Source organism: Rhodococcoides navarretei, assembly GCF_038069675.1.
GTDB classification, from domain to species: domain Bacteria; phylum Actinomycetota; class Actinomycetes; order Mycobacteriales; family Mycobacteriaceae; genus Rhodococcoides; species Rhodococcoides navarretei.
Map to the genome: position 1 here is coordinate 5254151 of NZ_JBBPCN010000001.1, position 22128 is coordinate 5276278.

At 65.4% G+C, this 22128-nt stretch carries 18 protein-coding genes; 12 read left to right on the forward strand and 6 right to left on the reverse strand.

Annotated elements, in window-relative coordinates; genetic code table 11:
• Positions 1 to 120 precede the first annotated feature (120 nt).
• The 4 genes from AABD04_RS24820 to AABD04_RS24835 all read left to right on the forward strand — a co-directional run bounded on the left by AABD04_RS24820 (position 121) and on the right by AABD04_RS24835 (position 6784).
• A complete protein-coding gene (locus AABD04_RS24820; RefSeq protein WP_341442879.1) occupies positions 121 to 2517 on the forward strand; it encodes a heavy metal translocating P-type ATPase in 2397 nt (798 codons plus the stop codon).
• 19 nt (positions 2518 to 2536) lie between these two features.
• Positions 2537 to 3088, forward strand: coding sequence for a flavodoxin domain-containing protein (locus AABD04_RS24825; protein ID WP_341442880.1), 552 nt, complete (start codon positions 2537 to 2539; stop codon positions 3086 to 3088).
• Positions 3089 to 3207: 119 nt separating this feature from the next.
• Positions 3208 to 3471, forward strand: a complete 264-nt coding sequence (locus tag AABD04_RS24830) for a hypothetical protein (protein WP_341442881.1) — start codon at positions 3208 to 3210, stop codon at positions 3469 to 3471.
• A 148-nt stretch (positions 3472 to 3619) separates the two neighbouring features.
• Positions 3620 to 6784 carry an HAD-IA family hydrolase gene (locus tag AABD04_RS24835; protein ID WP_341442882.1) on the forward strand — a complete coding sequence of 1055 codons (3165 nt, stop codon included), beginning with the start codon at positions 3620 to 3622 and terminating at the stop codon, positions 6782 to 6784.
• On the opposite strand, the gene AABD04_RS24840 is transcribed toward AABD04_RS24835, so the two are convergent.
• Positions 6768 to 7397, reverse strand: a complete 630-nt coding sequence (locus AABD04_RS24840; RefSeq protein ID WP_341442883.1) for a cytochrome b/b6 domain-containing protein — start codon at positions 7395 to 7397, stop codon at positions 6768 to 6770. The two genes, AABD04_RS24835 and AABD04_RS24840, sit on opposite strands and share 17 nt — an antisense overlap.
• Complete coding sequence (locus AABD04_RS24845) at positions 7381 to 8106, reverse strand: molybdopterin-dependent oxidoreductase (protein ID WP_341442884.1); 726 nt, start codon at positions 8104 to 8106, stop codon at positions 7381 to 7383. The genes AABD04_RS24840 and AABD04_RS24845 overlap by 17 nt, the downstream gene beginning before the upstream one ends.
• Before the next feature lie 88 nt (positions 8107 to 8194).
• On the opposite strand from AABD04_RS24845, the gene AABD04_RS24850 reads away from it, so the two are divergent.
• Entirely contained in the window at positions 8195 to 8620 is a 426-nt protein-coding gene (locus tag AABD04_RS24850) for a pyridoxamine 5'-phosphate oxidase family protein (RefSeq protein ID WP_341442885.1), read from the forward strand.
• Between the two features lie 5 nt (positions 8621 to 8625).
• Here the strand turns inward: AABD04_RS24850 and AABD04_RS24855 are convergent, their stop codons facing one another.
• The gene (locus tag AABD04_RS24855) at positions 8626 to 9900 is read right to left on the reverse strand and encodes a lipase family protein (RefSeq protein ID WP_423228194.1); all 1275 of its coding nucleotides are present in this window, start codon (positions 9898 to 9900) and stop codon (positions 8626 to 8628) included.
• Between the two features lie 88 nt (positions 9901 to 9988).
• On the reverse strand, positions 9989 to 12811 hold the full coding sequence (gene leuS / locus AABD04_RS24860; protein WP_341442887.1) for a leucine--tRNA ligase: 2823 nt from the start codon (positions 12809 to 12811) through the stop codon (positions 9989 to 9991).
• Positions 12812 to 12879: 68 nt separating this feature from the next.
• Between leuS and AABD04_RS24865 the strand changes: the two genes are divergently transcribed.
• The 4 genes from AABD04_RS24865 to AABD04_RS24880 are packed head-to-tail and all read left to right on the forward strand — an operon-like array spanning position 12880 to position 16678.
• Positions 12880 to 13284: an SdpI family protein gene (locus AABD04_RS24865; RefSeq protein WP_341442888.1), complete on the forward strand. Its 405-nt coding sequence runs from the start codon at positions 12880 to 12882 to the stop codon at positions 13282 to 13284.
• A 4-nt stretch (positions 13285 to 13288) separates the two neighbouring features.
• Positions 13289 to 14269 carry a DUF1648 domain-containing protein gene (locus AABD04_RS24870; protein WP_341442889.1) on the forward strand — a complete coding sequence of 327 codons (981 nt, stop codon included), beginning with the start codon at positions 13289 to 13291 and terminating at the stop codon, positions 14267 to 14269.
• 9 nt (positions 14270 to 14278) lie between these two features.
• Positions 14279 to 15280 (forward strand): bile acid:sodium symporter family protein, encoded by a 1002-nt coding sequence (locus AABD04_RS24875; RefSeq protein ID WP_341442890.1) that lies wholly within the window; start codon positions 14279 to 14281, stop codon positions 15278 to 15280.
• Positions 15281 to 15316: 36 nt separating this feature from the next.
• Positions 15317 to 16678, forward strand: coding sequence for a glutamate decarboxylase (locus tag AABD04_RS24880; RefSeq protein ID WP_341442891.1), 1362 nt, complete (start codon positions 15317 to 15319; stop codon positions 16676 to 16678).
• Between the two features lie 67 nt (positions 16679 to 16745).
• Here the strand turns inward: AABD04_RS24880 and AABD04_RS24885 are convergent, their stop codons facing one another.
• Together AABD04_RS24885 and AABD04_RS24890 are read right to left on the reverse strand one after the other, a co-directional pair.
• Positions 16746 to 17363 carry a YqgE/AlgH family protein gene (locus tag AABD04_RS24885; RefSeq protein ID WP_341442892.1) on the reverse strand — a complete coding sequence of 206 codons (618 nt, stop codon included), beginning with the start codon at positions 17361 to 17363 and terminating at the stop codon, positions 16746 to 16748.
• Between the two features lie 121 nt (positions 17364 to 17484).
• Positions 17485 to 18174 (reverse strand): TetR/AcrR family transcriptional regulator, encoded by a 690-nt coding sequence (locus AABD04_RS24890; protein ID WP_341442893.1) that lies wholly within the window; start codon positions 18172 to 18174, stop codon positions 17485 to 17487.
• A 118-nt stretch (positions 18175 to 18292) separates the two neighbouring features.
• On the opposite strand from AABD04_RS24890, the gene AABD04_RS24895 reads away from it, so the two are divergent.
• From AABD04_RS24895 to AABD04_RS24905, 3 genes are read left to right on the forward strand one after another with little or no spacing between them, the layout of a single operon-like run.
• Entirely contained in the window at positions 18293 to 19222 is a 930-nt protein-coding gene (locus tag AABD04_RS24895) for an NAD-dependent epimerase/dehydratase family protein (RefSeq protein ID WP_341442894.1), read from the forward strand.
• A 24-nt stretch (positions 19223 to 19246) separates the two neighbouring features.
• Complete coding sequence (locus AABD04_RS24900) at positions 19247 to 20536, forward strand: MFS transporter (RefSeq protein WP_341442895.1); 1290 nt, start codon at positions 19247 to 19249, stop codon at positions 20534 to 20536.
• A gap of 59 nt (positions 20537 to 20595) precedes the next feature.
• Positions 20596 to 22098, forward strand: coding sequence for a DUF4185 domain-containing protein (locus tag AABD04_RS24905; protein WP_341442896.1), 1503 nt, complete (start codon positions 20596 to 20598; stop codon positions 22096 to 22098).
• The last annotated feature ends 30 nt before the right edge of the window (positions 22099 to 22128 follow it).

The window sequence follows — 22128 nt, forward strand, 5'->3', positions numbered from 1 at the left end:
GGACATGTCGATGAATCCGATGGACTCGATGAGCACGGTGCACATGATCATGATGTGTCTTCATCAGATGGGCATCCTGCCGCCGATGCACATGAACATGTGAACCGTACGAGCGGCGCGGTGACATCGACGCAGCAACCCTCGGTACCGAAACGGCTACGCGCTGCGGCCGATCCGGCCTTGCTCGTAGCGACCGTCGGTGCACTGCTCTGCGGTGGGCTCGCCTGGTTGCTCGACGCGAAGGCCGTCGCCGACGGCTTCTGGATCGCCGGAACCGTGGTCTCGATCCTCCCGGCCACCTGGTGGGTGATCGACGCCCTACGCCGCGGCCGCGTCGGAGTCGACCTGATCGCGGTCCTGTCGCTCGCCGGCACCCTCCTCGTCCACGAGTACGTCGCCGGCGCACTGATCGGAGTCATGCTGGCCACCGGACGAGCTCTCGATTCCGCGGCCGAGCGCCGAGCCACGAAGGACTTGCACTCCCTGCTGGACAACGTCCCGCATACGGCCCGCCGCCGGATCGCGAACGACGTACAGACCGTACCGATCGACGAGGTCGGGGTCGGCGACGCGATCGTCGTCGGACCGGGAGAGGTGGTGCCCGTCGACGGATGGATCACCTCCCCGATCGCGGTTCTCGACGAATCGGTGCTCACCGGCGAAGCGATGCAGGTTCGACGTCGTACCGGTCAGGACGTACGCAGTGGCGTCGTCAATGCCGGTTCGGCGTTCGAGCTCTCCGCCCGCGCGACCGCCGCGGACAGCACGTACGCCGGTGTCGTGCAGTTGGCCCGCGAGGCCGCTGCCGAGAGCGCTCCCGTGGTCCGGCTGGCCGACCGAATCGCAGCCTGGTTCCTGCCCTTCGTCCTGATCGTCTCCACGCTGTCCTGGCTGATCAGCGACTCGGTCGTTCGCGCCGTTGCGGTTTTGGTGGTCGCTACACCCTGCCCTCTGCTGCTCGCGGCTCCGATCGCGATCGTCTCGGGCATGTCCCGCGCCTCTCGCATCGGCGTCCTGATCAGGCACGGCGGAGCCCTGGAGAACCTCGGGCACGCCACCACTCTGGTGTTGGACAAGACCGGAACCCTCACCACCGGCAGACCGACCGGCGGCGACATCGTGGCCGCACCGGGCACCGACCCGACCGAACTCCTCCGGCTCGCGGCGTCCGCGGATCGACTCTCGCCGCACGTTCTCGCCGAGGCCATCGTGCGGGAGGCGACGGGGCGCGGTCTGGCTCTGTCCATGCCCACCGACGTCGACGAGGCAGCGGGGACGGGTGTCGCATCCACCGTGGACGGCAGACGCATCACGGTCGGCTCTTTGGATGTCGGTCCCGACGCACCGGCGTGGGCGCGGGCGGTACTTGCACGGGCCGCCTTCGATGGAGCCGTCATCGCCTGGGTCACCATCGATTCCGCACTCGCCGGAGCGATACTGCTGGTCGATCCCCTTCGTCGCGACGCGTCCCGAACGCTGCGGCGTCTGCGTTCGGCCGGATTGACGCGCGTGGTCATGTTGACCGGAGATCGCCACGAACCTGCCGAGGCGGTCGGAGCGATACTGGGACTCGACGCCGTGTACGCCGAGCAGACCCCCGCCGACAAGGTGGCCGGGGTCCGGACCGAACGGGAATCTGCGGTCACGATCATGGTGGGCGACGGCGTCAACGATGCTCCCGCACTGGCCGCAGCGACCGTCGGAGTGGCGATGGGTGCGCGCGGCTCGACAGCGAGTTCGGAAGCGGCCGACATCGTGCTGACCGCAGACCGTCTGGACCGGCTCGCCGACGCGATGGAGATTGCCCGTCGCTCCCGTCGCATCGCCGTCCAGAGCGCCGCAGTCGGGATGGGATTGTCGTTGGTAGCCATGGGCTTTGCGGCTTTCGGCCTGCTACCGCCCGCTGCGGGCGCGCTGTTGCAGGAAGGTATCGACGTCGCCGTCATTCTCAATGCACTGCGGGCACTACGCGTCGGCTCGGCACAGCGGGTCACCCTCACCGAGAGCACTGCCGACATGCTCCGCAGATTCGACGGCGAACACGACCTGATGCGTGAGGATCTGTCTCTGCTGCGTCAGACTGCGCAGTTGATCACGACCGGGCACCTGGATCAGGCGCGCGCCTCGTTGCGGCTGGTCGATACGTTTCTCACCGATACCCTGTTGCCGCACGAGCGGGCCGAGGACACCGAGTTGTATCCGGCATTGGCCGGCCCCCTCGGCAGCAGCGAGGCGACTGCAACGATGAGTCGGATGCACGCCGAGATCGGACGCGTGTCCGGTCGATTGCGCACTCACCTCGAGCAGGCGGATGCCCGAGGGCACGTGAGCGAAGACCAGTCCGACGACCTGCTCGCCTGCCTGTACGGCCTGTACGCCCTGCTGCGCCTGCATTTTCTGCAGGAGGAGGAGAACTACTTCACCCTCGCGTCGGACGACGAACCGACCGAGCGGAAACAACCGGACGATGTTCGTAATTCGCCGAATTGTGTTGCAGCCGAGGAGAACACACCATGAATAGGACGAGGTGCTTCACATGACGGATCCGAACTGCGTCGATGTGCTGGTGCTGTACGCCACGGCGAAGGGATCCACTCGCGGGATCGCCGAGAGGATCGCGTCGTGTCTGCGCACAGGAGGTACCCGGGTCGCGGTCAGGTCGGTGGCCGACACCTCGCCCCTGCCGAGCTGCGCTGCTCTCGTGTTCGGCAGCGCCATCCACGACCGTCAGTGGCTGCCGGCTGCCGAAGACATGGCGGGACGGATCGCGGAGGAGTGCGGCGTCACTGCTCCGGTGTGGGCCTTCTCGGTGTCCTCCGTGGGATCGACCAGCACGCTTCTCTCCTCTCGGTTGGCCGACTTCCTCCGCCCCCGCACACCGGAACCGCTTGCCGTGCAGAGGCTTCGGAAGCAGGTCCCGCTTCGCGATCATCGATGGTTCGCCGGATCGATCGCACCGGGAGATTGGCCGGGGGTGGGCCGAGTGGTGTTCCGACTGATGGGTGGGCACTACCGTGACGCCCGCGACTGGCCAGACATCGAGCAGTGGGCCCGCCGAATCGAATCGGCCGTTCACTCGTCGACATGATCGAGCCGGTGGTGGTGCACCGCTGTCGGCCGTCGGATCAGGGACCTTCGGCCCTGTCGACGCAGACGTCGATTGAGGAATTCTCGGTACGGACGCAATCCTCACCACGGAGGTGCCCGATGCACAGACCCCCCTCGATATTCGACGACACCCGCGATCACCTCACGACCGATGTGCTGCTCACGGCCGGCATCATCGGGAGCGGTGTGTACGTCACGACGATGGCGCAGGGATCCACGACGTGGAGCTTCCTGTCCGGGTTTCTCGCCGCGACGATGTTGCTGGGTGCCACCGCTCTGTCTCACCCGGGAACATTGTTCGAGCGTTCGGACGGACGACCGAACCCCACCGCTGCAGAACCCGACCTCACGCTGGAACCATGACCGAGCCTGCCGACCGATTCGACCGGGTTGAGCCGGCAGACGCGATTCGAGCCGAACCCGAGACGGTGGTGTGGCTCGATCCGAGTCCACTCCAATCATGGTGGGAGCGAGTCGTGTTCGGACGTACTCACAGAGGTCATGTCGAGCAGTGAGGATTCAGGATCGCACGATCGCGGCCGTGCTGTTCGACCTCGATGGCGTTGTGACCGACTCCGCCGAGCTCCACGAACGAGCATGGAAGAAGACGCTCGATTCCCTTCTCACCGCGGCCGGACAGTCGGATCGCCCGTTCACCCACCAGGACTACCTCGATTACATCGACGGCCGACACCGCGTCGACGGCCTTCGCTGTTTCGCACACGCGCGGGCAATCGAACTGGCAGACCAGGACGGCATCGAGACCTGGGCTAGGCGAAAGAACGACGAGTACCTCCGCATTCTCGACGGCGAGGGCGTGCGCACGATCGGTGCGACGGTCACCGTGCTCCGTCGGTTGCGGCTGGCGGGGGTGCCCACAGCGATTGTCTCCGCCAGCCGCAATGCCGCGCACGTCCTCGAATTGGCCGGTATCGGTGGATTGTTCGACGCCAGGGTGGACGGTGTGGATGCGGAACGACTCACCCTCCCGGGCAAGCCGGCACCCGCGATGTACCTCGAAGCCGCCCTGAGGCTGGGTTTGCCCCCGACATCCCTTGCCGTCGTGGAGGATTCGTCAGCCGGCATCGACGCTGCCCATGCTGGGCAGTTCGGCCTCGTCATCGGCCTGACACACGGGCAGCAGCCGGCGGGAGTGGACACCGCCGATGTCGTCGTCGGCGAGCTCACCGAACTCCACCTCGACTTCGACCCGGATCCATCGGCCCGGCAACACCGGTCGTGCGAGTTGTGCCGTGCCGATGTGTCCTCACCGTGGACACTGCAATACCTCGGCCTCACTGCGTGGGAGGAAGGGGTCCGGGAGAGTCTGTGCACGCTGGGCAACGGTTACTTCGCAGTCCGTGGTGCCCTTCCCGAATCGGTCTCCGACGGCGTGCACGGTCCGGCTACGTACATTGCCGGTCTCTACGACAGGGCGACGTCGACGATCGACGGTGCCGATCACGAGGACGAATCCATCGTCGCCTGCCCCAACGGGTTGCTCACGACGTTCAGGATCGAGGACGGGCCGTGGCTGACCACCGACAACCAGCGTCTACTGCACCACCATGTCGTGCTGGACCTGAAAGCGGGTGTGCTCCGTCGAGAAAGTCTGCTCGAAGACGATGCGGGGCGGCGCACGTGGCTTCGGCAAGCACGAATCGTATCGATGGCCTCGCCACATACTGCGGCACTGCGCACTCGGATCGAACCCGTGAACTACAGCGCACCGATCACCGTCCGCTCCGTCCTCGACGGAAACATCCGCAACGACAACGTTTCCGACTTCCGTTCGTTGAACAACATTCATCTGACCGATCACGCCACAGGCACACTCACGGATGGCCGATCGTGGCTCCGCGCACGAACCGTCCAGTCGGCCATCACGGTCGTCGTGGCGGCACGAATGCACTCGCCGGAACCGGTGCGAGCGGTCGGCAAGCAACCGACGGCGATCGCGCTGGACACCACGGCAGACGTCGAGGCAGGTACCGCGTTGGAGGTCACCACGACGGTGGCTGTCTACTGTTCGCGTGATCGAGCGATCGCGGACCCCCTCGAATCGGCGTTGGCACTGGTGGCGGAGTCGGGACCCTTCACAGCACTCCTCGACGAACATCGCCGCCAATGGCAGCGGATCTGGAATCGCTACGAACTCGACGCATCGTGCGCCGACGAGCACACCATCCAGGCGCTCCGCCTTCAGCTGTTCCACGTCATCGCGTGCCTGTCCCCGCACACGATCGAACTCGACGTCGGTGTTCCTGCTCGCGGCCTTCACGGCGAGGCCTACCGCGGGCACGTGTTCTGGGACGAACTCTTCGTTCTCCCGCTCCTCAACCTGCGCCTACCCGAGCTGTCGAGGTCGCTGTTGCTCTACCGACACCGACGCCTCCCCCAAGCGCGGCGTCGAGCGCGCGAACTCGACTGTGCGGGCGCACTTTTCCCGTGGCAGAGCGGAAGCGACGGCCGCGAGGAGACGCCTCGATTTCTGTTCAATCCACGATCGGGGCGGTGGATGGCCGACCACTCGAGCCGCCAGTTCCACGTCGGACTCGCAGTGGCGTACAACGTGTGGCACTACTGGCAGGTGACGGCGGACTTCGGGTTCCTGGTCTCGTACGGTGCCGAGATGCTGATCGAAATCGCGAGATTCTGGGTCGGCCTCGCGAGCTGGGACTCGGCGGAGCAACGATTCGACATCCGGGGCGTGATGGGTCCGGACGAATTTCACGACGGCTATCCAGGCCGACCCGGGGAAGGGATCGACAACTGCACCTACGTCAACGTGATGGCGTCGTGGAGCATTCGTCGAGCTCTGGACGCGTACGACATCGTCGGGCACGACGACGTCGGCCTGTGGAGCCGTCTCGAGATCGACCCGGGTGAACTCGACCAGTGGAGGTCGGTTGCGAACCGTCTTCGGGTGGAGTTTCTCGACAACGGCCTGCTCGCTCAGTTCCACGGGTACGGAAAGCTCAGAGAACTCGATCTCGACGAGTACCGGCGCAGATACGGCAATATCGGTCGACTGGACTTGATCTTGAACGCGGAGGGAGATTCCTGCGCCGAGTACAAGGTCTCGAAGCAGGCCGATGTGCTGATGCTCCTGTATCTGTTCACGGCCGAGGAGCTGACCGAGCTGCTCGGCTCGATGGGGTACGCCTTCGACCCGGTGACGATCCCCGCGACAATCGACTACTACCTCGACCGGACCACTCACGGTTCCACTCTCAGTAGGGTCGCCCATGCGTGGGTTCTCGCGCGCAGCAATCGAATCGACTCGTGGGAGATGCTCCGCACGTCCAGCGCCGCCGATCTCTCCGACACTCAACGAGGAACGACACGCGAGGGAATCCACCTCGCTGCCATGGCCGGCAGCATCGATATCGTGCAACGGTGCTACACCGGAATCGACGTTCGCGGCGACACCCTGTGGCTCCATCCGCAACTGCCGTCAGAGCTCCGATCACTGGCATTCGATCTCCGCTACCGCGACCACCACATTCACGTCCGATGCGACGCGACGTCGACGACCGTGAGCATCCAGCCGAGCGCGCGGCCGCCGATCTCGATCGACATCGACGGCCGGACCTACCTCATGAGCGGCGGTCGAACGGTCGTCCATCCATCGAGCGCGATCACTGATCCTTCGACGATCACGGTCGATCACTGACGCCGGCCCGAGGGTCGTCGTCCACCCACTCCGGATGCTCGTGTTCCGCCCAGTCTCGCGTGACCACACCCTCCGTCATTCCGCGCATGGCCTCGGTGTCGTTCCACGCGTACGTGATGTGTCCGACGACCAGAAGGCCGAATCCCAGTGCGAACCAGTCGTGCACGAAGGTCGCGCCGATGCGCCAGTCCAACGGACTCCAGTTCTGGAAATACATCACGGCACCGGTGAGCAGCAGCACCAGAATCGATCCACCGCTGAGCGCGCCGTTGAGCTTCTGACCCGCATTGAACTTGCCGACGCCGATGGCGCCGATGCGTCGAGCCTTGGAGCGCACCCACTTCCAGTCGTCGGCGACGAATCTGTTGAGGCGCGTCATGTCCCGTCGATACCCCCTGGATATCGCACCGGCGACCAACGGAATCGGCAGCAGAAAGCCCGACCACACATGCACGAACTCCACCACGGGACGATTGCCGACGAGCACCGCGAGCGACCCGATGTACAGAATCGCCGCGGTCACCATGCACACGATCACCAAGACCCCGACTGCCCAGTGCACGTACCGTTCTACCCGGCCGAACCGATTGCGGTCGTCAGCTCGTGGGGTCATCGCGACGCCCGTTCGATTCGCCGACGTACGCGTCGATGTCGTATCCACGATTCTCCCAGTATCCGGGAACCACGTTGTCCGTCAGCTCGATTCCGCCGAGCCACTTGATGCTCTTGTAGCCGTACATCGGACCGACGAACAACCGCACCGGACCTCCGTGATCGTGGGTCACCGGACCGTCCAGCATGGTCAACGCAACCAGTACGTCGTCGCGACGGGCCTGCTCGAGCGTGAGACTCTCGGTGTACGTGCCGTCGAACGAGGTGAACCGCAACGACGTCGCCGACGCGGTGGGTCCGACGGCATCGAGAATATCCGCCAATCGCACTCCGCTCCAAGCAACTTCGGGCACCCGCCATCCCGTGACGCACTGGAAGTCACGGACCGACGACGTCTGCGGCATCGAACGGAGGTCCTGCAGAGTGAACGTCCGCGGTGAGTCGACGGAACCGCCCACCGTCAGGGCGTAGGAGTTCTCGTCCTTGCGCGGCGCTCCCAGCGTCACCGAATAGAACCGGAAATTGTTCCCGACGGGAATCAGTCCGATCAGGCCCGTCGGATCGTGGTTGCCGATCGGACCCAGGGCCGACGCCAAGCCCTTCTGAAGGGCACCGCCGCCGACGATGCCTGCCGCACCGGCCGCCAGCAGGCCCAGCACGACGCGTCGGCCCACGGGGCTACCCGGAATTTCTCGCTGGTCGATCGACATCTCTCCACTGTCCACGCTCGACGACGATCCGTCACCTGGCACCGCTCGAAGTCTGGATGTTCGACGCAGGAAGCCCTACCGTGAATACATGGCACTGTCGAAGACAGAACGCGAAGAGTATTTGGCCGAATCGCATATCGCCGCCCTGTCGGTCGCGGCCGGGGCGGACCGTGGCCCGCTGACGGTACCGATCTGGTACGACTACACGCCCGACGGGGAAGCCTGGGTGTTGACCGGTGCCACGTCGAAGAAGGCCCAATTGATCAGGACCGCAGGGCGATTCACCCTGATGATCGAGCAGTCCGATCCGACGATCCGCTACGTCAGCGTCGAGGGCCCCGTGGCGCGCGAGGAACCGAGCACCCCGGAGCTGCTGCGCGCCATGGCAGCCCGCTACCTGCCTCCGGAGAAGGTCGACGGCTACCTCGAGATGGCCCACCGAGAGCACGAGGAGAACGTGGTGTTCTACCTGCAGCCGGAGCACTGGCTGTCGGCCGATCTCGGGGCCATCTGAGAGAACTACGGAGTCGGGGTCAAGGCATTGCCGGGCGGGATCATCACACAATTGCTGCGCGTCGGCCCACCGCCGAATCGCTCGGTGAGGAACTGCAGACCCTGAGCCTCGAAGGCCGGGAAGGCTTCGCTGTGCGTCAGGCCGTCGTACTGCGCGTACTGCACATCGACGCCCCTGGAGCAATAGTCGTGAGCCAGTCCCCGTACATCACCGGTGATCATGACGGAATCGCCGATCGGATCGGCCTGCCCGACCGCCAGGAACATCGGCGTCCGTGGAGTGCCCTGGCTGCCCATGATGTTGTCGTCGATCGCCGCCACCACCTCGGGTACGTCGAGCAAGGAGGTGTACGGGGCCTTCACCATCGAGGCGTCGGTGAGCGTGGGGTAGTCGTCGGCGAACTGGGCAATGCACTCCTGATCGACCTGATCGATCACCTCGAAGCCGTAGTCGGAGATGAAACTGGTCAGGTCGAGTCCGTACGCACGCTCGTAGGCGACGATCAGTGCCGGGATGACACCCGCCCACCCTCTGTTACCGCTGACGTACGGCAGGTTGTGAGCCAGGTCGACCGGCAGGCCGCCGGCCGCCACACCGACGAGATTCAGCTCGGGTGCGTACTCGGGGGCAACCTCGGCTCCCCATTGCGTCGGGACGGATCCACCGGAGTAACCGATCATCCCGACGGGGGTGCTCGACGGAAGCTGCAGGAAGGACTGGGCCGCGCGAACGCCGTCCAGAGCTGCGTAGCCCGACTGCCGCCCGATCGTCCACTCGAGCTCCTCGCCCTCGTAATCCGGCACGACGACGGTGTAGCCGGCTGCGAGGTAACCGGCAATGACCGCCTGTTCCGCACCGGCAATGGGACTCGTGGACCCGCCGCTGAGGGTGTACGAGGGATTGCACTGAGAGCCGAGGGCGTCGTAGGCCATGTGGTAAGAGACGATCCGCGTCGGCCCGGGGATCAAGGGCCGCAGCACCGTGGCGACCGTGACGACGCCGTCGCCCTGTTGGTCGGTAGTTCTGTAGAGAACCTGGCTACCTGTGATCGGCGTCGGCTGGCTGGGGGTACGGAACGTCATGGGCCTCGACCGCAGCACCGTTCCCGGGGAGACATCCAGGCCACCGTCCCAATCGTAGAACGGATCATTCGCTGGAACCGGCGAGCCGGGTCCCGGATCTGCTTGTGCCACCGGCACACTCACGAGCGTCGCGGACCCGAGAAGTAGCACGACGGAGGCCATCAGCCTCAACGCAAACCCTCTACCAGCCAGTGACATGCAACAAATTAAACCCCCGCGAGCTCGAAGTTATGGACGGAAATCGCAAGATTTTCATCCATAACTTCGAGTTCGGCGGAGGCGGGGGTTACTTCAGGACGATGTTCACCATGCGACCCGGGATCACGATGATCTTGGTCGGGGCCTTCCCGTCGAGCAGGGCCACGATTTTCTCGTCTTCCAATGCCGTCTTCTCGACGTCGTCCTTCGTTGCATCGGCAGAGACGGTGATGCGGCTGCGGACTTTGCCGTTGACCTGGATGGGGTAGTCGACGGTATCGGCGACGAGCCACTTCTTCTCCACGCGCGGGAAAGGCCCGTGCGCCAACGACTTCTCGTGACCGAGCTTGCTCCACAGTTCCTCGGACAGGTGCGGTGCCAGCGGAGCGAGCATCAGGATCAGTGGTTCCACCACCCCACGCGGCGCACCGTCCGGGTACGCCTTGGTGATGTGATTGGTCAGCTCGATCAGCTTGGCACCGGCCGTATTGTCGCGCAGCGCAGCGTAATCCGCGTGCACACCGTCGATCACGCGGTTCAGTACCCGCAGCGTGTCCTCGGTGGGCTTGGCATCGGTGACGCGAACCTCGCCGGTCACCTCGTCGAGCACCAGTCGCCACACCCGCTGCAGGAATCGCTGCGCGCCGACGACATCCTTGGTCGCCCAGGGGCGCGAGGTGTCCAGTGGGCCCATCGACATCTCGTAGAACCGCAAGGTGTCGGCACCATACTCGACGAAGATCTCGTCGGGCGAGACCGAGTTCTTCAGGGACTTACCCATTTTGCCGTATTCACGGTTGACGGGCTGGTCCTGATAGAAGTAGCCGCCGTCGCGTTCGACGACCTCGGCCGCGGGCACGTAGACCCCACGCGCGTCGGTGTACGCGTACGCCTGGATGTAGCCCTGGTTGTACAGCCGACGGTACGGCTCGCTCGAACTGACATGACCCAGATCGAAGAGCACCTTGTGCCAGAAGCGCGAGTACAGCAAGTGCAACACCGCGTGCTCGACGCCACCCACGTAGAGATCGACGCCGCCCGGATCGTGGGGCCCGTGGATCTCCGGACGCGGCCCGACCCAGTACTTCTCGTTCTCCGGGTCCGCAAAGGCCTCGGAGTTGGTGGGGTCGATGTAGCGCAGCTGGTACCAGGAGCTACCGGCCCACTGTGGCATGACGTTGGTGTCGCGGGTGTAGGTCTGCAGTCCGTCGCCCAGATCGAGTTCGACGTTCACCCATTCGGCGGCCTTGGCCAGTGGCGGGGACGGCTCGGAGCTCGCGTCGTCCGGGTCGAACGAGACCGGTGCGTAGTTCTCGACCTCCGGAAGCTCCACCGGCAGAGCAGAATCCGGCAGGCCGTGCGGGTTGCCCTCGGAGTCCCAGACGATCGGGAACGGCTCACCCCAGTAGCGCTGGCGGGCGAACAGCCAGTCGCGCAGCTTGTATTGAATGGTGCCGCGACCGGTGCCGTCCGCTTCCAGGCGCGCGATGACGGCGGCCTTGGCCTCGTCGACCGGCAGACCGTCGAGGAAGCCGGAGTTCACCAGCGCGCCGTCACCGACGTACGCTGCCTCGGTGACGTCGCCGCCCGAAATGACCTCGCGCACAGGCAAACCGAACGCGGTGGCGAACTCCCAGTCACGCGCATCGTGGCCGGGCACGGCCATGATGGCACCGGTGCCGTAGCCCGTCAGTACGTAGTCGGCGATGAACACCGGCACCTGCTCGCCGTTCACCGGGTTTGTCGCGTAGGCGCCGATGAAGACGCCGGTCTTCTCCTTGTTCTCCTGCCGCTCGAGATCGGACTTGGCGGCGATCGACGCGCGATATGCCGCAACGGCTTCCGCGGGAGTGGCGGCCCCGCCGGTCCACGTGTCGGAGACATCCGCCGGCCACTCGGGAGCGATCAGCCCGTCGACCAGTTCGTGCTCGGGGGCGAGCACCACGTAGCTCGCGCCGAACAGAGTGTCCGGGCGAGTGGTGAACACCTCGATGCCGGAGAACGAGACCTGCGCACCGCGGGAGCGTCCGATCCAGTTGCGCTGCATGGTCTTGACCTTCTCGGGCCAATCCAGGTACTCGAGGTCGTCGACCAGCCGGTCGGAGTACGCGGTGATCCGCATCATCCACTGCCGCAGGTTCTTTCGGAACACGGGGAAGTTTCCGCGGTCGCTGCGTCCGTCCGCGGTGACCTCCTCGTTGGCCAGCACCGTACCCAGGCCGGGGCACCAGTTGACCATCGAGTTGGACTCGTACACCAGGCGGAAGCCGTCGATCACCTCGCGGCGCTCGCCGACGGTCAACGACTCCCAGGGGCGGCCGTCGTCCAAGGCCCGCTCACCCGAGGCGAACGCCGCCTCCAGTTCCGCGATGGGCCGCGCCTTACCGAGGTCCGCGTCGAACCACGAGTTGAAGATCTGCAGAAAGATCCACTGTGTCCAGTGGTAGAAGTCGACGTCCGTCGTCGCCAGGGAGCGTCGACGATCGTGGCCGAGACCCAGGCGTCGCAACTGACGTCGCATGTTGACGATGTTGTCCTCGGTGGTGCTGCGGGGGTGCGTGCCCGTCTGCACGGCGTACTGCTCGGCGGGCAGACCGAACGCGTCGTAGCCCAGCGCATGCAGCACGTTGCGGCCCTGCATGCGGTGATAGCGCGCGAAGACGTCGGTGGCGATGTAGCCGAGCGGATGGCCGACGTGCAGCCCGCTGCCCGAGGGATACGGGAACATGTCCTGGACGAACAGCTTGTCCTCGGGGACCTCTCCGGCGAGCGTTCCGACCGGGTTGGGCGCGTCGAACGTGCCCTGCGTCTCCCACAGATCCTGCCACTGCTGCTCGAGGCGCCCGGCGAGTTCGGCTGTGTAGCGGTACTCGGGAGCGGACTCGGTGGGTGCTTCAACGGAATCGGTCACACCTACCAGCCTAAAGTGTGACGCGGCCCGCCTGGTACCAGGACCTCACAGCGCCGTATCCTGGCCAGGTGGTCATCGTCTCGGTTGTGTTGTTCGTGCTCGCCCTCGTCGTCGGGGCTGTCGCTGCCCTGTCGCTGCTCGGCCGGCTCCCGCGCAATCGTTTCGCCGGTGTCCGTACCCCCGAGGCAATGCGCGACGACGAGACGTTCGTCCTCGCGAACCGTGTCGCCGGGCCCACTACCGCCGCATCTGCGCTGGTACTGGCCATCGGCGGCGTAGCCGCACTCGCACTGAACGGCATCGCAGCGGTCGTCGGAGTGGTCGTTGCCCTCGTGGCCGCGCTGTTCATCGCCGCAGCCGGCGGGTCCATCGGGGCCCGCGCCGCGGCCGCTGTCCCGGCCCCCGCCGAGGCGGACGGATGCGGACAGTCGTGCATCTCGTGCAGCCTCAAGGACGCCTGCCAGCCGAGCTGAGCAGATGAAGACGAGGGCGTCACGCACATTCGATCCCGCTGGGGTGGTCTTCGGCGTCGCCGTTCCCCTTGCGGTCGCTGCCCTGTGTCTCGTCCTCGCCTACCTGTGGCAGGGCCGTCTACCGGACCAGGTCGCCACCCACTTCAGCGGTACCGAACCGGACGACTTCTCCAACCCGCTCTCCAACGCCTGGACCCTCGCGATCGCAATCGTACTGGTGGGCGGCGGGTGCAGCGCCGTCGCATCCTTGGCTCGGGTGCTGCTGATCATGCGGCGCACGATGCTGATCATCGGGCTGACCGTCGTCGGGACGATCGGTGTGCTGCAGATCGCGACCCTTGTTCGCGAGCTCGACATGGCGACCTCGCAGAGTGTCACCATCCCCGGTTGGGCCATGGCGGTGGGAACCGTCGTCGGGTTCGCTGCCGGGCTGTTCGGTGCGTCCAAGCTGCGCGACCACCGCGAACGCGTCGTCGCCACGTCCTCGCCGCACGCCGATCTCCCGCGCTGCAATCCCGAACTCCCCTTGGTGGTCCGCGTCGGTGCCAGTCGTGCCGCCGGTATCACTGTCGTCGTGATTTCTCTCGCCGGAGCCGCCACGACGTGCTACCTGACCAGCTCGCCATGGCCGATCATTCTCTTCGTCCCGCTGACGATTCTGATTCTGTCGCTGCTGCGCTTCACCGTGCACATCGACAGCGACGGCCTCTATGTCTCGAGCCTGGGGATGGCGGCATTCGACTACGACATCGACGAGATCACCGGGGCATCCGTTCGGACGGTCGACCCGTCGAAGGATTTCGGCGGTTGGGGTCTGCGGGCCAAGGGACGCGGAAACTATGCCGTCGCGACCGAATCGGGCCCCGCCGCCTTTGTCACCTTCGCCAACGGCGACCGGCTCACCATCGGTTCCGACCAGGCCGACGCGATTGCCGGCACCCTGAACAGCTTGACCGCCCGCACCCGCAGCACAACGGTGGATTAAGTTAGCCGAGTGAAGTTGTTGCGGGATACCGTGTTGGATCCCTTCCTGTTGGGGATCTTCGCGGTCGCAGCGCTGGCGAGCCTCTTCCCGGCCACCGGCACGGCGGAGGACGTACTGGGTTGGGTCACGCGCATCGCCATCGCCCTGCTGTTTCTCATCTACGGCGCGCGACTCTCACCGCGCGACGCCTGGAACGGCATCAAGCACTGGCGACTGCACTCGGTGATCCTGGCGTGTACTTACCTCCTGTTCCCGGCCCTCGGGCTGGCCCTGCGAATTCTCGTCCCCGGCGTGATCAGTGACGACCTCTACACCGGAATGCTGTTCCTGTGCCTGGTCCCCTCGACCGTGCAGTCCTCGATCGCCTTCACCTCCATCGCCCGCGGCAACGTCGCCGGTGCCGTGGTGAGTGCCTCGTTCTCCAACATCATCGGTGTGTTCGTCACCCCACTGCTGGTGATCGCCCTGATGACCACCACCGGTTCGGTGACCATCGACCCGAGCTCGATCCTCGACATCGTGGTCCAACTGTTGCTCCCGTTCGCCGTCGGTCAGCTGATCCGGCCCTGGGTGACGGGGTGGCTCACCCGGCACAGCGCGCCGACGAAACTCGTCGACCGCGGTTCGATCCTGCTGGTCGTCTTCGCCGCCTTCAGCGAATCGATGAACCAGAACGTGTGGTCCTCGGTGGCGGTGTGGCGCATCGGCGTCGTCGTCGCAGTGTGCACTGCGCTGCTCGCCCTGGTGCTGACCATCACCTGGTACGGCGGCAAATGGTTGGGCTTCGCCTTCGAGGATCGGCTGGTACTGCTGTTCTGCGGCTCCAAGAAGAGCCTCGCCAGCGGGCTGCCGATGGCCGCAGTGCTGTTCGTCGGCCAACCCGTCGGACTGATCGTGCTGCCGCTGTTGATTTTCCACCAGATTCAGCTGATGGTGTGCACCGTGATCGCTCAGCATTTCGCGCGACGACCGGAACCAGAACAGAGCCCGGTGAGCAGCGTCGCGGACTAGATTGGGTGACAGTCGAGCCGATCACGGGAGAAGACGATGACCAGGAAAATTCATGCCGACGGTATCGTCTCTGCGGCCTACACCGGCCGGCTCGCCACCGATCCTGTACCCGCACTCAGACTTCCCGAGGATCAGCTCGATCCCGAAGCCGCCTACCGCTACATCCACGACGAACTGATGCTCGACGGCAGCTCGCGACTGAATCTGGCCACGTTCGTCACCACCTGGATGGATCCACAGGCCGAGAAGCTCATGGCCGAGACGTTCGACAAGAACATGATCGACAAGGACGAGTATCCGTCCACCGCCGCCATCGAGGAACGCTGCGTCAACATCGTCGCAGATCTGTTCAATGCGCCCGGACTCGATCGCGAGGACCCGTCGTCGGCCACGGGTGTGTCGACCATCGGATCCAGTGAAGCCGTCATGTTGGCCGGCTTGGCACTCAAGTGGCGCTGGCGGGCCAGGGGAGCGGGTACCGGCACTCCGAATCTGGTGTTGGGCAGCAATGTTCAGGTGGTGTGGGAGAAGTTCTGCCGCTACTTCGACGTGGAGCCCAAGTACCTCCCCGTCGAGCGCGGACGGTACGTCATCACCCCGGAACAGGTTCGGGACGCGGTGGACGAAAACACCATCGGCGTCGTCGCGATCCTCGGCACCACGTTCACCGGAGAACTCGAACCGGTGCAGGAGATCTGCGCCGTACTGGACGAGATCGCCGGCGGTGGCGGGCCCGACGTACCGGTGCACGTCGACGCGGCCAGTGGCGGATTCGTCGTTCCGTTTCTGTATCCGGAACTCGAATGGGATTTCCGGTTGCCTCGCGTCAAGTCCATCAACGCCAGCGGCCACAAGTACGGACTGACCTACCCGGGAATCGGATTCGCCGTCTGGCGTACGAAGGAAGACCTGCCCGAGGACCTCGTCTTCCGCGTCAACTATCTCGGCGGAGACATGCCCACCTTCACGTTGAACTTCTCCAGGCCGGGTAACCAGGTGATCGGGCAGTACTACAACTTCCTACGGCTGGGCCGCTCCGGCTACACCGACATCATGAAAGCGTTGCGCGACACAGCAGTTCGCGTCAGCCGGCACCTCGACGAACACCCCGATATCGAGGTGATCACCGACGGATCGGCCATCCCCGTGCTGTCGTTCATGCTGAAAGCACACTGCGAGTTCACCGTCTTCGACGTGTCCCACGAACTACGCGCTCGCGGTTGGCAGGTACCGGCATACACGATGCCCGACAACGCAACCGACGTCGCCGTACTCAGAATCGTCGTCCGAGAAGGCTTCAGTGCGGACTTGGGTCGAATGCTGTGCATAGCCATCGACGAGGTGATCGCTGGACTGAAATCAGGCGGGCACTCGAGCGCTAGGGCCTTCTCTCACTGAGCGTGCCCATGTGAGCGGAAATTCGTAGCCTGCTACGAACTTTCGCGCACGTGCGGCGCAGCCGCTCTCAGTTACGGTCGACGTCGATCGGGTGGGATGCCAACAGCGCCAACGGCATCGGCTGTCGTCGCAAGACCTGCGCCCACAGATCTACGCGCGGCGGGCCGATCACGTCGGAAGCCAAGGCAGACAACACTATCCAGTCGTCTCGGTCGAGTTCGCCTTCGAGTTGACCGAACGTCCAGCCCGAGTACCCCGCGAAGATCCGCACACCTTCCACGAACGGCGCGATATCGGCAGGATCGGAATCGAGATCGACCATCACCACTCGGCCGTCGACGCGTCGCAGACCGGGAATGCCGTCGATCGAGACGCCGGTCCGCAGCGTCGCCAGACACAGGGCCGAATCGCGCTTGACCGGGCCACCGACGTACAGCGCCTGCGGCTTTGCCGCCAGTTCGGACCAGTTTGGCAGTACGTTCTGCACCGCGGTCTCGCTGGGACGGTTGATCACCACCCCGAGGCTGCCCGCGTCGTTGTGTTCGATGATGTAAATGACGGTGCGTCGAAAAGTGGGCTCTACGAGTTCGATGGACGACACCAGCAGACTGCCGGGACGGACATCGCGTAAGGCCGATGCCGTCTGGTCCTCGGGTTCCTCCGCATGCGCTGCCACGCTAGTCATTGTGGCACCGCGCACCCGCGGATGTGGCGCAAGCGACGCGGCCAGTTCTGATGGGTAGTTCCGCAGGCTCCACTCCCGCCTTCCACGGGCCGTTCCGCAGGCTCCACTCCCGCCCCTGCTCCTAGTCGAGCCCGGCGATCTTCGTCAACAATCCCAATTGGTACTCGAACAGGTCGTCCCTGCTGGCGAACGTCGTGGCACCGTACTGATCGAACACATCGAAACTGATGGCCCCGAACAACGACGCCCACACCATCACTCCCAGTGCTATCAGCTCGTCGGGCAGGTCTGTTCCCATTTCCCGGCGGATTTCCTCGAAGCTGCCGTGCAGGGACGCCAGTTCGGGCGGATCGGCCTCGACGTCCAGGCGCCGGGTCTGCCATGCCGAATGCAGGACGGCAACCAACGTGCTGATCACGCGGGTTCCGGGCCCGGTGGTCTGCTCCGCGGGGGCGTGGTAGCCGGGCACCGGGCTGCCGAACAGCAACGCGTAGCGCGCCGGCTCCCGCAAGCCCCACTGCCGAACCGTCCGGCCGAGCGCGAGGAACTTCTCCTTGGGTCCGTCGGCCGCGTCCACCGCTGCGTCGACGGTGTCCCCGAGCTCGGTGTATCCGTCGACGACGAGCAGGGTCAGCAACTCGTCGCGACTGGCGACGTATCGGTAGACGGCCGAGGACACGACACCGAGGTCCCGTGCGACAGCGCGCAACGACAGGGCCGCCGCGCCGTCCGCGGCCAGGTGTTCGCGTCCGATGCGGGTGATGTCGGCCAGGGTCTGCGCACGGGCTCGCGTGCGGGGAGTACTCGCCATAGCCCTCACAGTAACTCCTGCTCTTTCGAGAGAGCAGTGCTCTTGCTTTATTGACGAGACGGGTGCACACTCGACAGATCAGAGAGCACCGCTCTCACTTACCTCGAATGGAGCGATCATGACCGAACTTCACGTCGTCACCGGAGCCGGACCCGTCGGCTGGACGGTCGCCGAACAGCTCGCTGCGCTGGGCCATTCGGTGCGGGTGCTCACCCGTACCGGCAGTGGACCCGAGCACCCGATGATCGAACGCCATGCCGTCGACATCGAATCCGACGATCTTCGACCCCACCTGAGCGGTGCCACCGCCGTCTACCACTGCACCCACGTCGCGTACGAGAACGCGGTGTGGCGGGACAAGCTCGCCGTGATGGAGAACCGCGTGCTCGACGCGGCCGCGGGCACCGTCGTCGCGTTCCCCGAAAGTCTGTACGCCTACGGCCGGGTCGACGGACCGATCCGCGAGGACTCACCCCGCGACGCGACATTCCGGAAATTGGGAGTACGAACCCAACTCCTCGCCGCACGCGACGCGCACGCAACCCCCACCGTCAGCGTCGCCGCCTCGGATTTCTACGGACCGCGCGTGTTGACGTCGCACATGGGTGAACGGGTGATCACACCCATTCTGACCGGTAAGCCGATCCGCGTCGTGGCCTCTGCCGATCTGCCCCACTCGTTCACCTACGTCCCGGATCTGGCCGCCGCGATGATCACGGCCGCGGCGTCACCGTCGATGTGGAACACCGTCCTGCATGCACCGACCGCACCCGCGGTGTCGCAGCGCGCAATGATCGAGATGTTCTCGGCCGCAGCACAAGTACCGACCCCGAAAGTCGGCGTCATTCCGACCTTGGCACTGCGACTTCTGAGTACGGTGCCCGGTCCGATGAAGGAACTCGGCGACACCCTCTACCAGTTCCGTTACCCCTACCTCCTCGACTCGAGCCGTAGCGAGGCGATCCTCGGTCAGCAGCCCACGCCCCTCGGCGACGGTGCGGCCGCAACGATGAAGTGGTGGGCCGCGACTCCCGCCGTCTCCGTATGACGGGCGGGGGCTAAAGTCCCGTCGGTGAACGACGCCTCCTTCCGTACCCGACTGCGCGAATCCCCGGGGGTCGGCAAGCTGACGACCGTTCGGTTCGCCGGTCAGTTCGGCGACGGGTTGTTCCAGGCAGCGCTCAGCGGTGCCATTCTGTTCAATCCGGAGCGCGCGACGAATCCGGCCGAAATCGCAGCAGGATTCGCAGTGCTGCTCGTCCCGTACTCGTTGGTGGGACCGTTCGCCGGAGCGCTGCTCGACCGCTGGGACCGTCGGTCGGTCCTGCTGTGGGCCAACATCGTTCGCATCGTACTGATCATCACCACTGCGGTACTGCTGTGCGCCGGGGTGGACGCGACACCGTTGTTGCTGTTGGCCTTGGCCACCGTGGGTCTCAGTCGGTTCGTGCTCGCGGGGGCGTCGGCGTCGCTGCCCCACGTGGTTCGACAATCGTGGCTGGTGCCGATGAACTCGGTTCTGGCCACCGTCGGATCCGGATTCGCAGCGGCAGGTGCGGGCCTTGCGGTCGCGGTGATCGGTGTCGTCGGCGCCGGTGATCTCGGCTCGGGTATCGCCGTCGGTCTCGCGGCGACCGGATCGGTCGTCGGGGCTGCCGCCGCCGCGCGGTTCCGCCCGCGATCTCTGGGACCGGGCATCGGGAGCCACACCGACAGTCCCCTGAAAGACGTTGCGACAGGATTGAAATCGGGCGCACAGGCCGTCTGGCGCTCCGCCGGGGTCACGACCGCGATGCTCGGCATCGGCGCACACCGCATCGTGTTCGGCATCAACACCCTGATCATGGTGTTGATACTTCGCGAGAGCGCAGTAGAGAGCTCGCTTCCCGGCGGACTCGCCGGCTTCGGTATCGCTGTCGGTGCCACGGCGGTGGGCATGCTCCTCGCCGCCCTGATCACCCCCTTCGCCGTTCCGCGGTTCGGGCGCACCCGCACGATCGCTGCCGCACTGGTGCTCGCCATCGTGGCGCAACTCGGAGCCGTCTCGGGCCTGACGCAGACCAGCCTGCTGATCGGGGCCTTTCTCCTGGGCATCGCCGGACAGTCCGTCAAACTCAGCGGCGACGCTGCCATGCAGATCGAGATCGACGACGACCATCGTGGCCGCGTTTTCGCGTTGCAGGACACCGTGTTCAACGTGGCGTTCGTCGCCGCCCTCGCCGCTGCAGCCTTCGCGGTCGGCCCCGACACGACCGATCTGAGTCGGGACCCCACCGCGCACACGTTGGTGTTCGTCGGAGCGGGAATCTACGCCCTCGGCCTGGCCGCGGCGGTGCTGAACACCAGGCGCGCACGCCGCTGACGTGGTGTATCTTTCCGTATCGGACCGACAGGTTTCGTCGGAGAACACGGGGGCACCGCATGTACGGCCGCACGACGTCGATCGGCTGCATCCTCGCAGTTGCCGCAGGTACTGCTGTTCTTGCTGCGCCCCCCGCGTTCGCAGCCCCGCCGCCGCCGGTGAACTCCTGTGGCGAAACAGGATTCGACCCCAAGGACTACCCACCCGAGCCCATCGGGCCGGGCAATCCGCCGCAGCTGCCACCGTTGCCGGACCGCGTGGTGATCCCCGTGCCGTATCCGTCGATCGAACTCGTGCCGGTCCCCGACCCGGCCCCGAACAACACCCGCGTGCAGGCGGAACCGCTGACCGACCCATGCTCGGACCCGTGCCCAGATCTCACCGACGACGCCGACTCCCCGACATCGGGAACCGGCTCTGCTGACCATCTGCCGTTTCCACGCATCGAGATCGACCCGCAGGCCGAACCCATTCCCATCCCGATTCCCGGCCCCGGTGGTGCCCCGGGCACCCCGCCGCCCGCTCCCGCCGTCACCGCGGCGGAGCCCGGCCCGACGACGGTACCGCCGGTGGAACCTGCCGTCGGACACGTCGAGGTCGTCTCACAGCTGACCGGACCGGGATCGGAGAACCGCACCGACAAGCGCTGGCAGGTCGACGGCACCGATCTCGGCATCATGTGGGAGAGCAAGCCCGGCGAGGTGGCCGTTGCGTTCGGCGATTCGTTCGGCAAGGGCTGGGAATTCGGCGTCGTCGGCGGCGACGACTGGCGCTCGAATGTGCTGGGACACAGCACCGACACCGACCTGTCCGACGGTATGACCCTCGATTCGATGGTGCAGGATTCGCGTTGTCACGCAGCCGAACTGCTGCCGTCGCGCAAGATCAAGAACTGGGAGACCACGGTCATCCCCACCTCCGGCTTCGCGATCGACGACCGGCAGTACATGTCCTACATGTCCATTCGACGCTGGAGCACGATTCCCGGCATGTGGTGGACCAACTACGGCGGCATCGCCTACTCGGACGACAACGGGTCCACCTGGGTGAAGGACGAGCATGCCAAGTGGGACAACCTCTTCGGCTTCTCCAAGTTCCAGGTCTCGACGATGGTTCCGGCGGGGGAGTACGTCTACATGTTCGGCACCGTCAACGGACGCGCCGGGCAGGTCGGGCTCGCCCGCGTCCCGAAGGCGGACGTGCTGAACAAGACCGCCTACCAGTACTGGGTGAACGGCACCTGGGCTCCGGTCGGATCGAACGACGCCACCCCCATCGCCGACGGTATGGCCGGGGAACTGTCGGTCCATCACGACGAAGCCCGTGGCCTCTGGCGGATGACGTATCTCGATCCGCTACGCGGCGACATCGTTCTGCGCGAATCGAATTCGCCGCAGGGCCAGTGGACCGCACCGACCACCCTGATCGACACCGCCGAGTACCCCAAGACCTACGGCGGCTTCATCCACCCGTGGTCGACGGCGAACGACCTGTACTTCACCGTCTCGGAGTGGGACAGCTACAACGTGTATCTGGTCAAGGCCGAGCTTCGCTCGTCGTGAGCGGAAATTCGTAGTGGGCTACGAAGTTTC

What these genes read in the sequence shown, in the direction of transcription:
- AABD04_RS24825 (WP_341442880.1), top strand. Translation starts at nt 2,537, where the DNA reads ATGACGGATCCGAACTGCGTCGATGTGCTGGTGCTGTACGCCACGGCG.
- AABD04_RS24830 (WP_341442881.1), top strand. Translation starts at nt 3,208, where the DNA reads ATGCACAGACCCCCCTCGATATTCGACGACACCCGCGATCACCTCACG.
- AABD04_RS24840 (WP_341442883.1), bottom strand. Translation starts at nt 7,397, where the DNA reads ATGACCCCACGAGCTGACGACCGCAATCGGTTCGGCCGGGTAGAACGG.
- AABD04_RS24845 (WP_341442884.1), bottom strand. Translation starts at nt 8,106, where the DNA reads ATGTCGATCGACCAGCGAGAAATTCCGGGTAGCCCCGTGGGCCGACGC.
- AABD04_RS24850 (WP_341442885.1), top strand. Translation starts at nt 8,195, where the DNA reads ATGGCACTGTCGAAGACAGAACGCGAAGAGTATTTGGCCGAATCGCAT.
- AABD04_RS24855 (WP_423228194.1), bottom strand. Translation starts at nt 9,900, where the DNA reads ATGTCACTGGCTGGTAGAGGGTTTGCGTTGAGGCTGATGGCCTCCGTC.
- AABD04_RS24870 (WP_341442889.1), top strand. Translation starts at nt 13,289, where the DNA reads ATGAAGACGAGGGCGTCACGCACATTCGATCCCGCTGGGGTGGTCTTC.
- AABD04_RS24880 (WP_341442891.1), top strand. Translation starts at nt 15,317, where the DNA reads ATGACCAGGAAAATTCATGCCGACGGTATCGTCTCTGCGGCCTACACC.
- AABD04_RS24885 (WP_341442892.1), bottom strand. Translation starts at nt 17,363, where the DNA reads ATGACTAGCGTGGCAGCGCATGCGGAGGAACCCGAGGACCAGACGGCA.
- AABD04_RS24890 (WP_341442893.1), bottom strand. Translation starts at nt 18,174, where the DNA reads ATGGCGAGTACTCCCCGCACGCGAGCCCGTGCGCAGACCCTGGCCGAC.
- AABD04_RS24895 (WP_341442894.1), top strand. Translation starts at nt 18,293, where the DNA reads ATGACCGAACTTCACGTCGTCACCGGAGCCGGACCCGTCGGCTGGACG.
- AABD04_RS24905 (WP_341442896.1), top strand. Translation starts at nt 20,596, where the DNA reads ATGTACGGCCGCACGACGTCGATCGGCTGCATCCTCGCAGTTGCCGCA.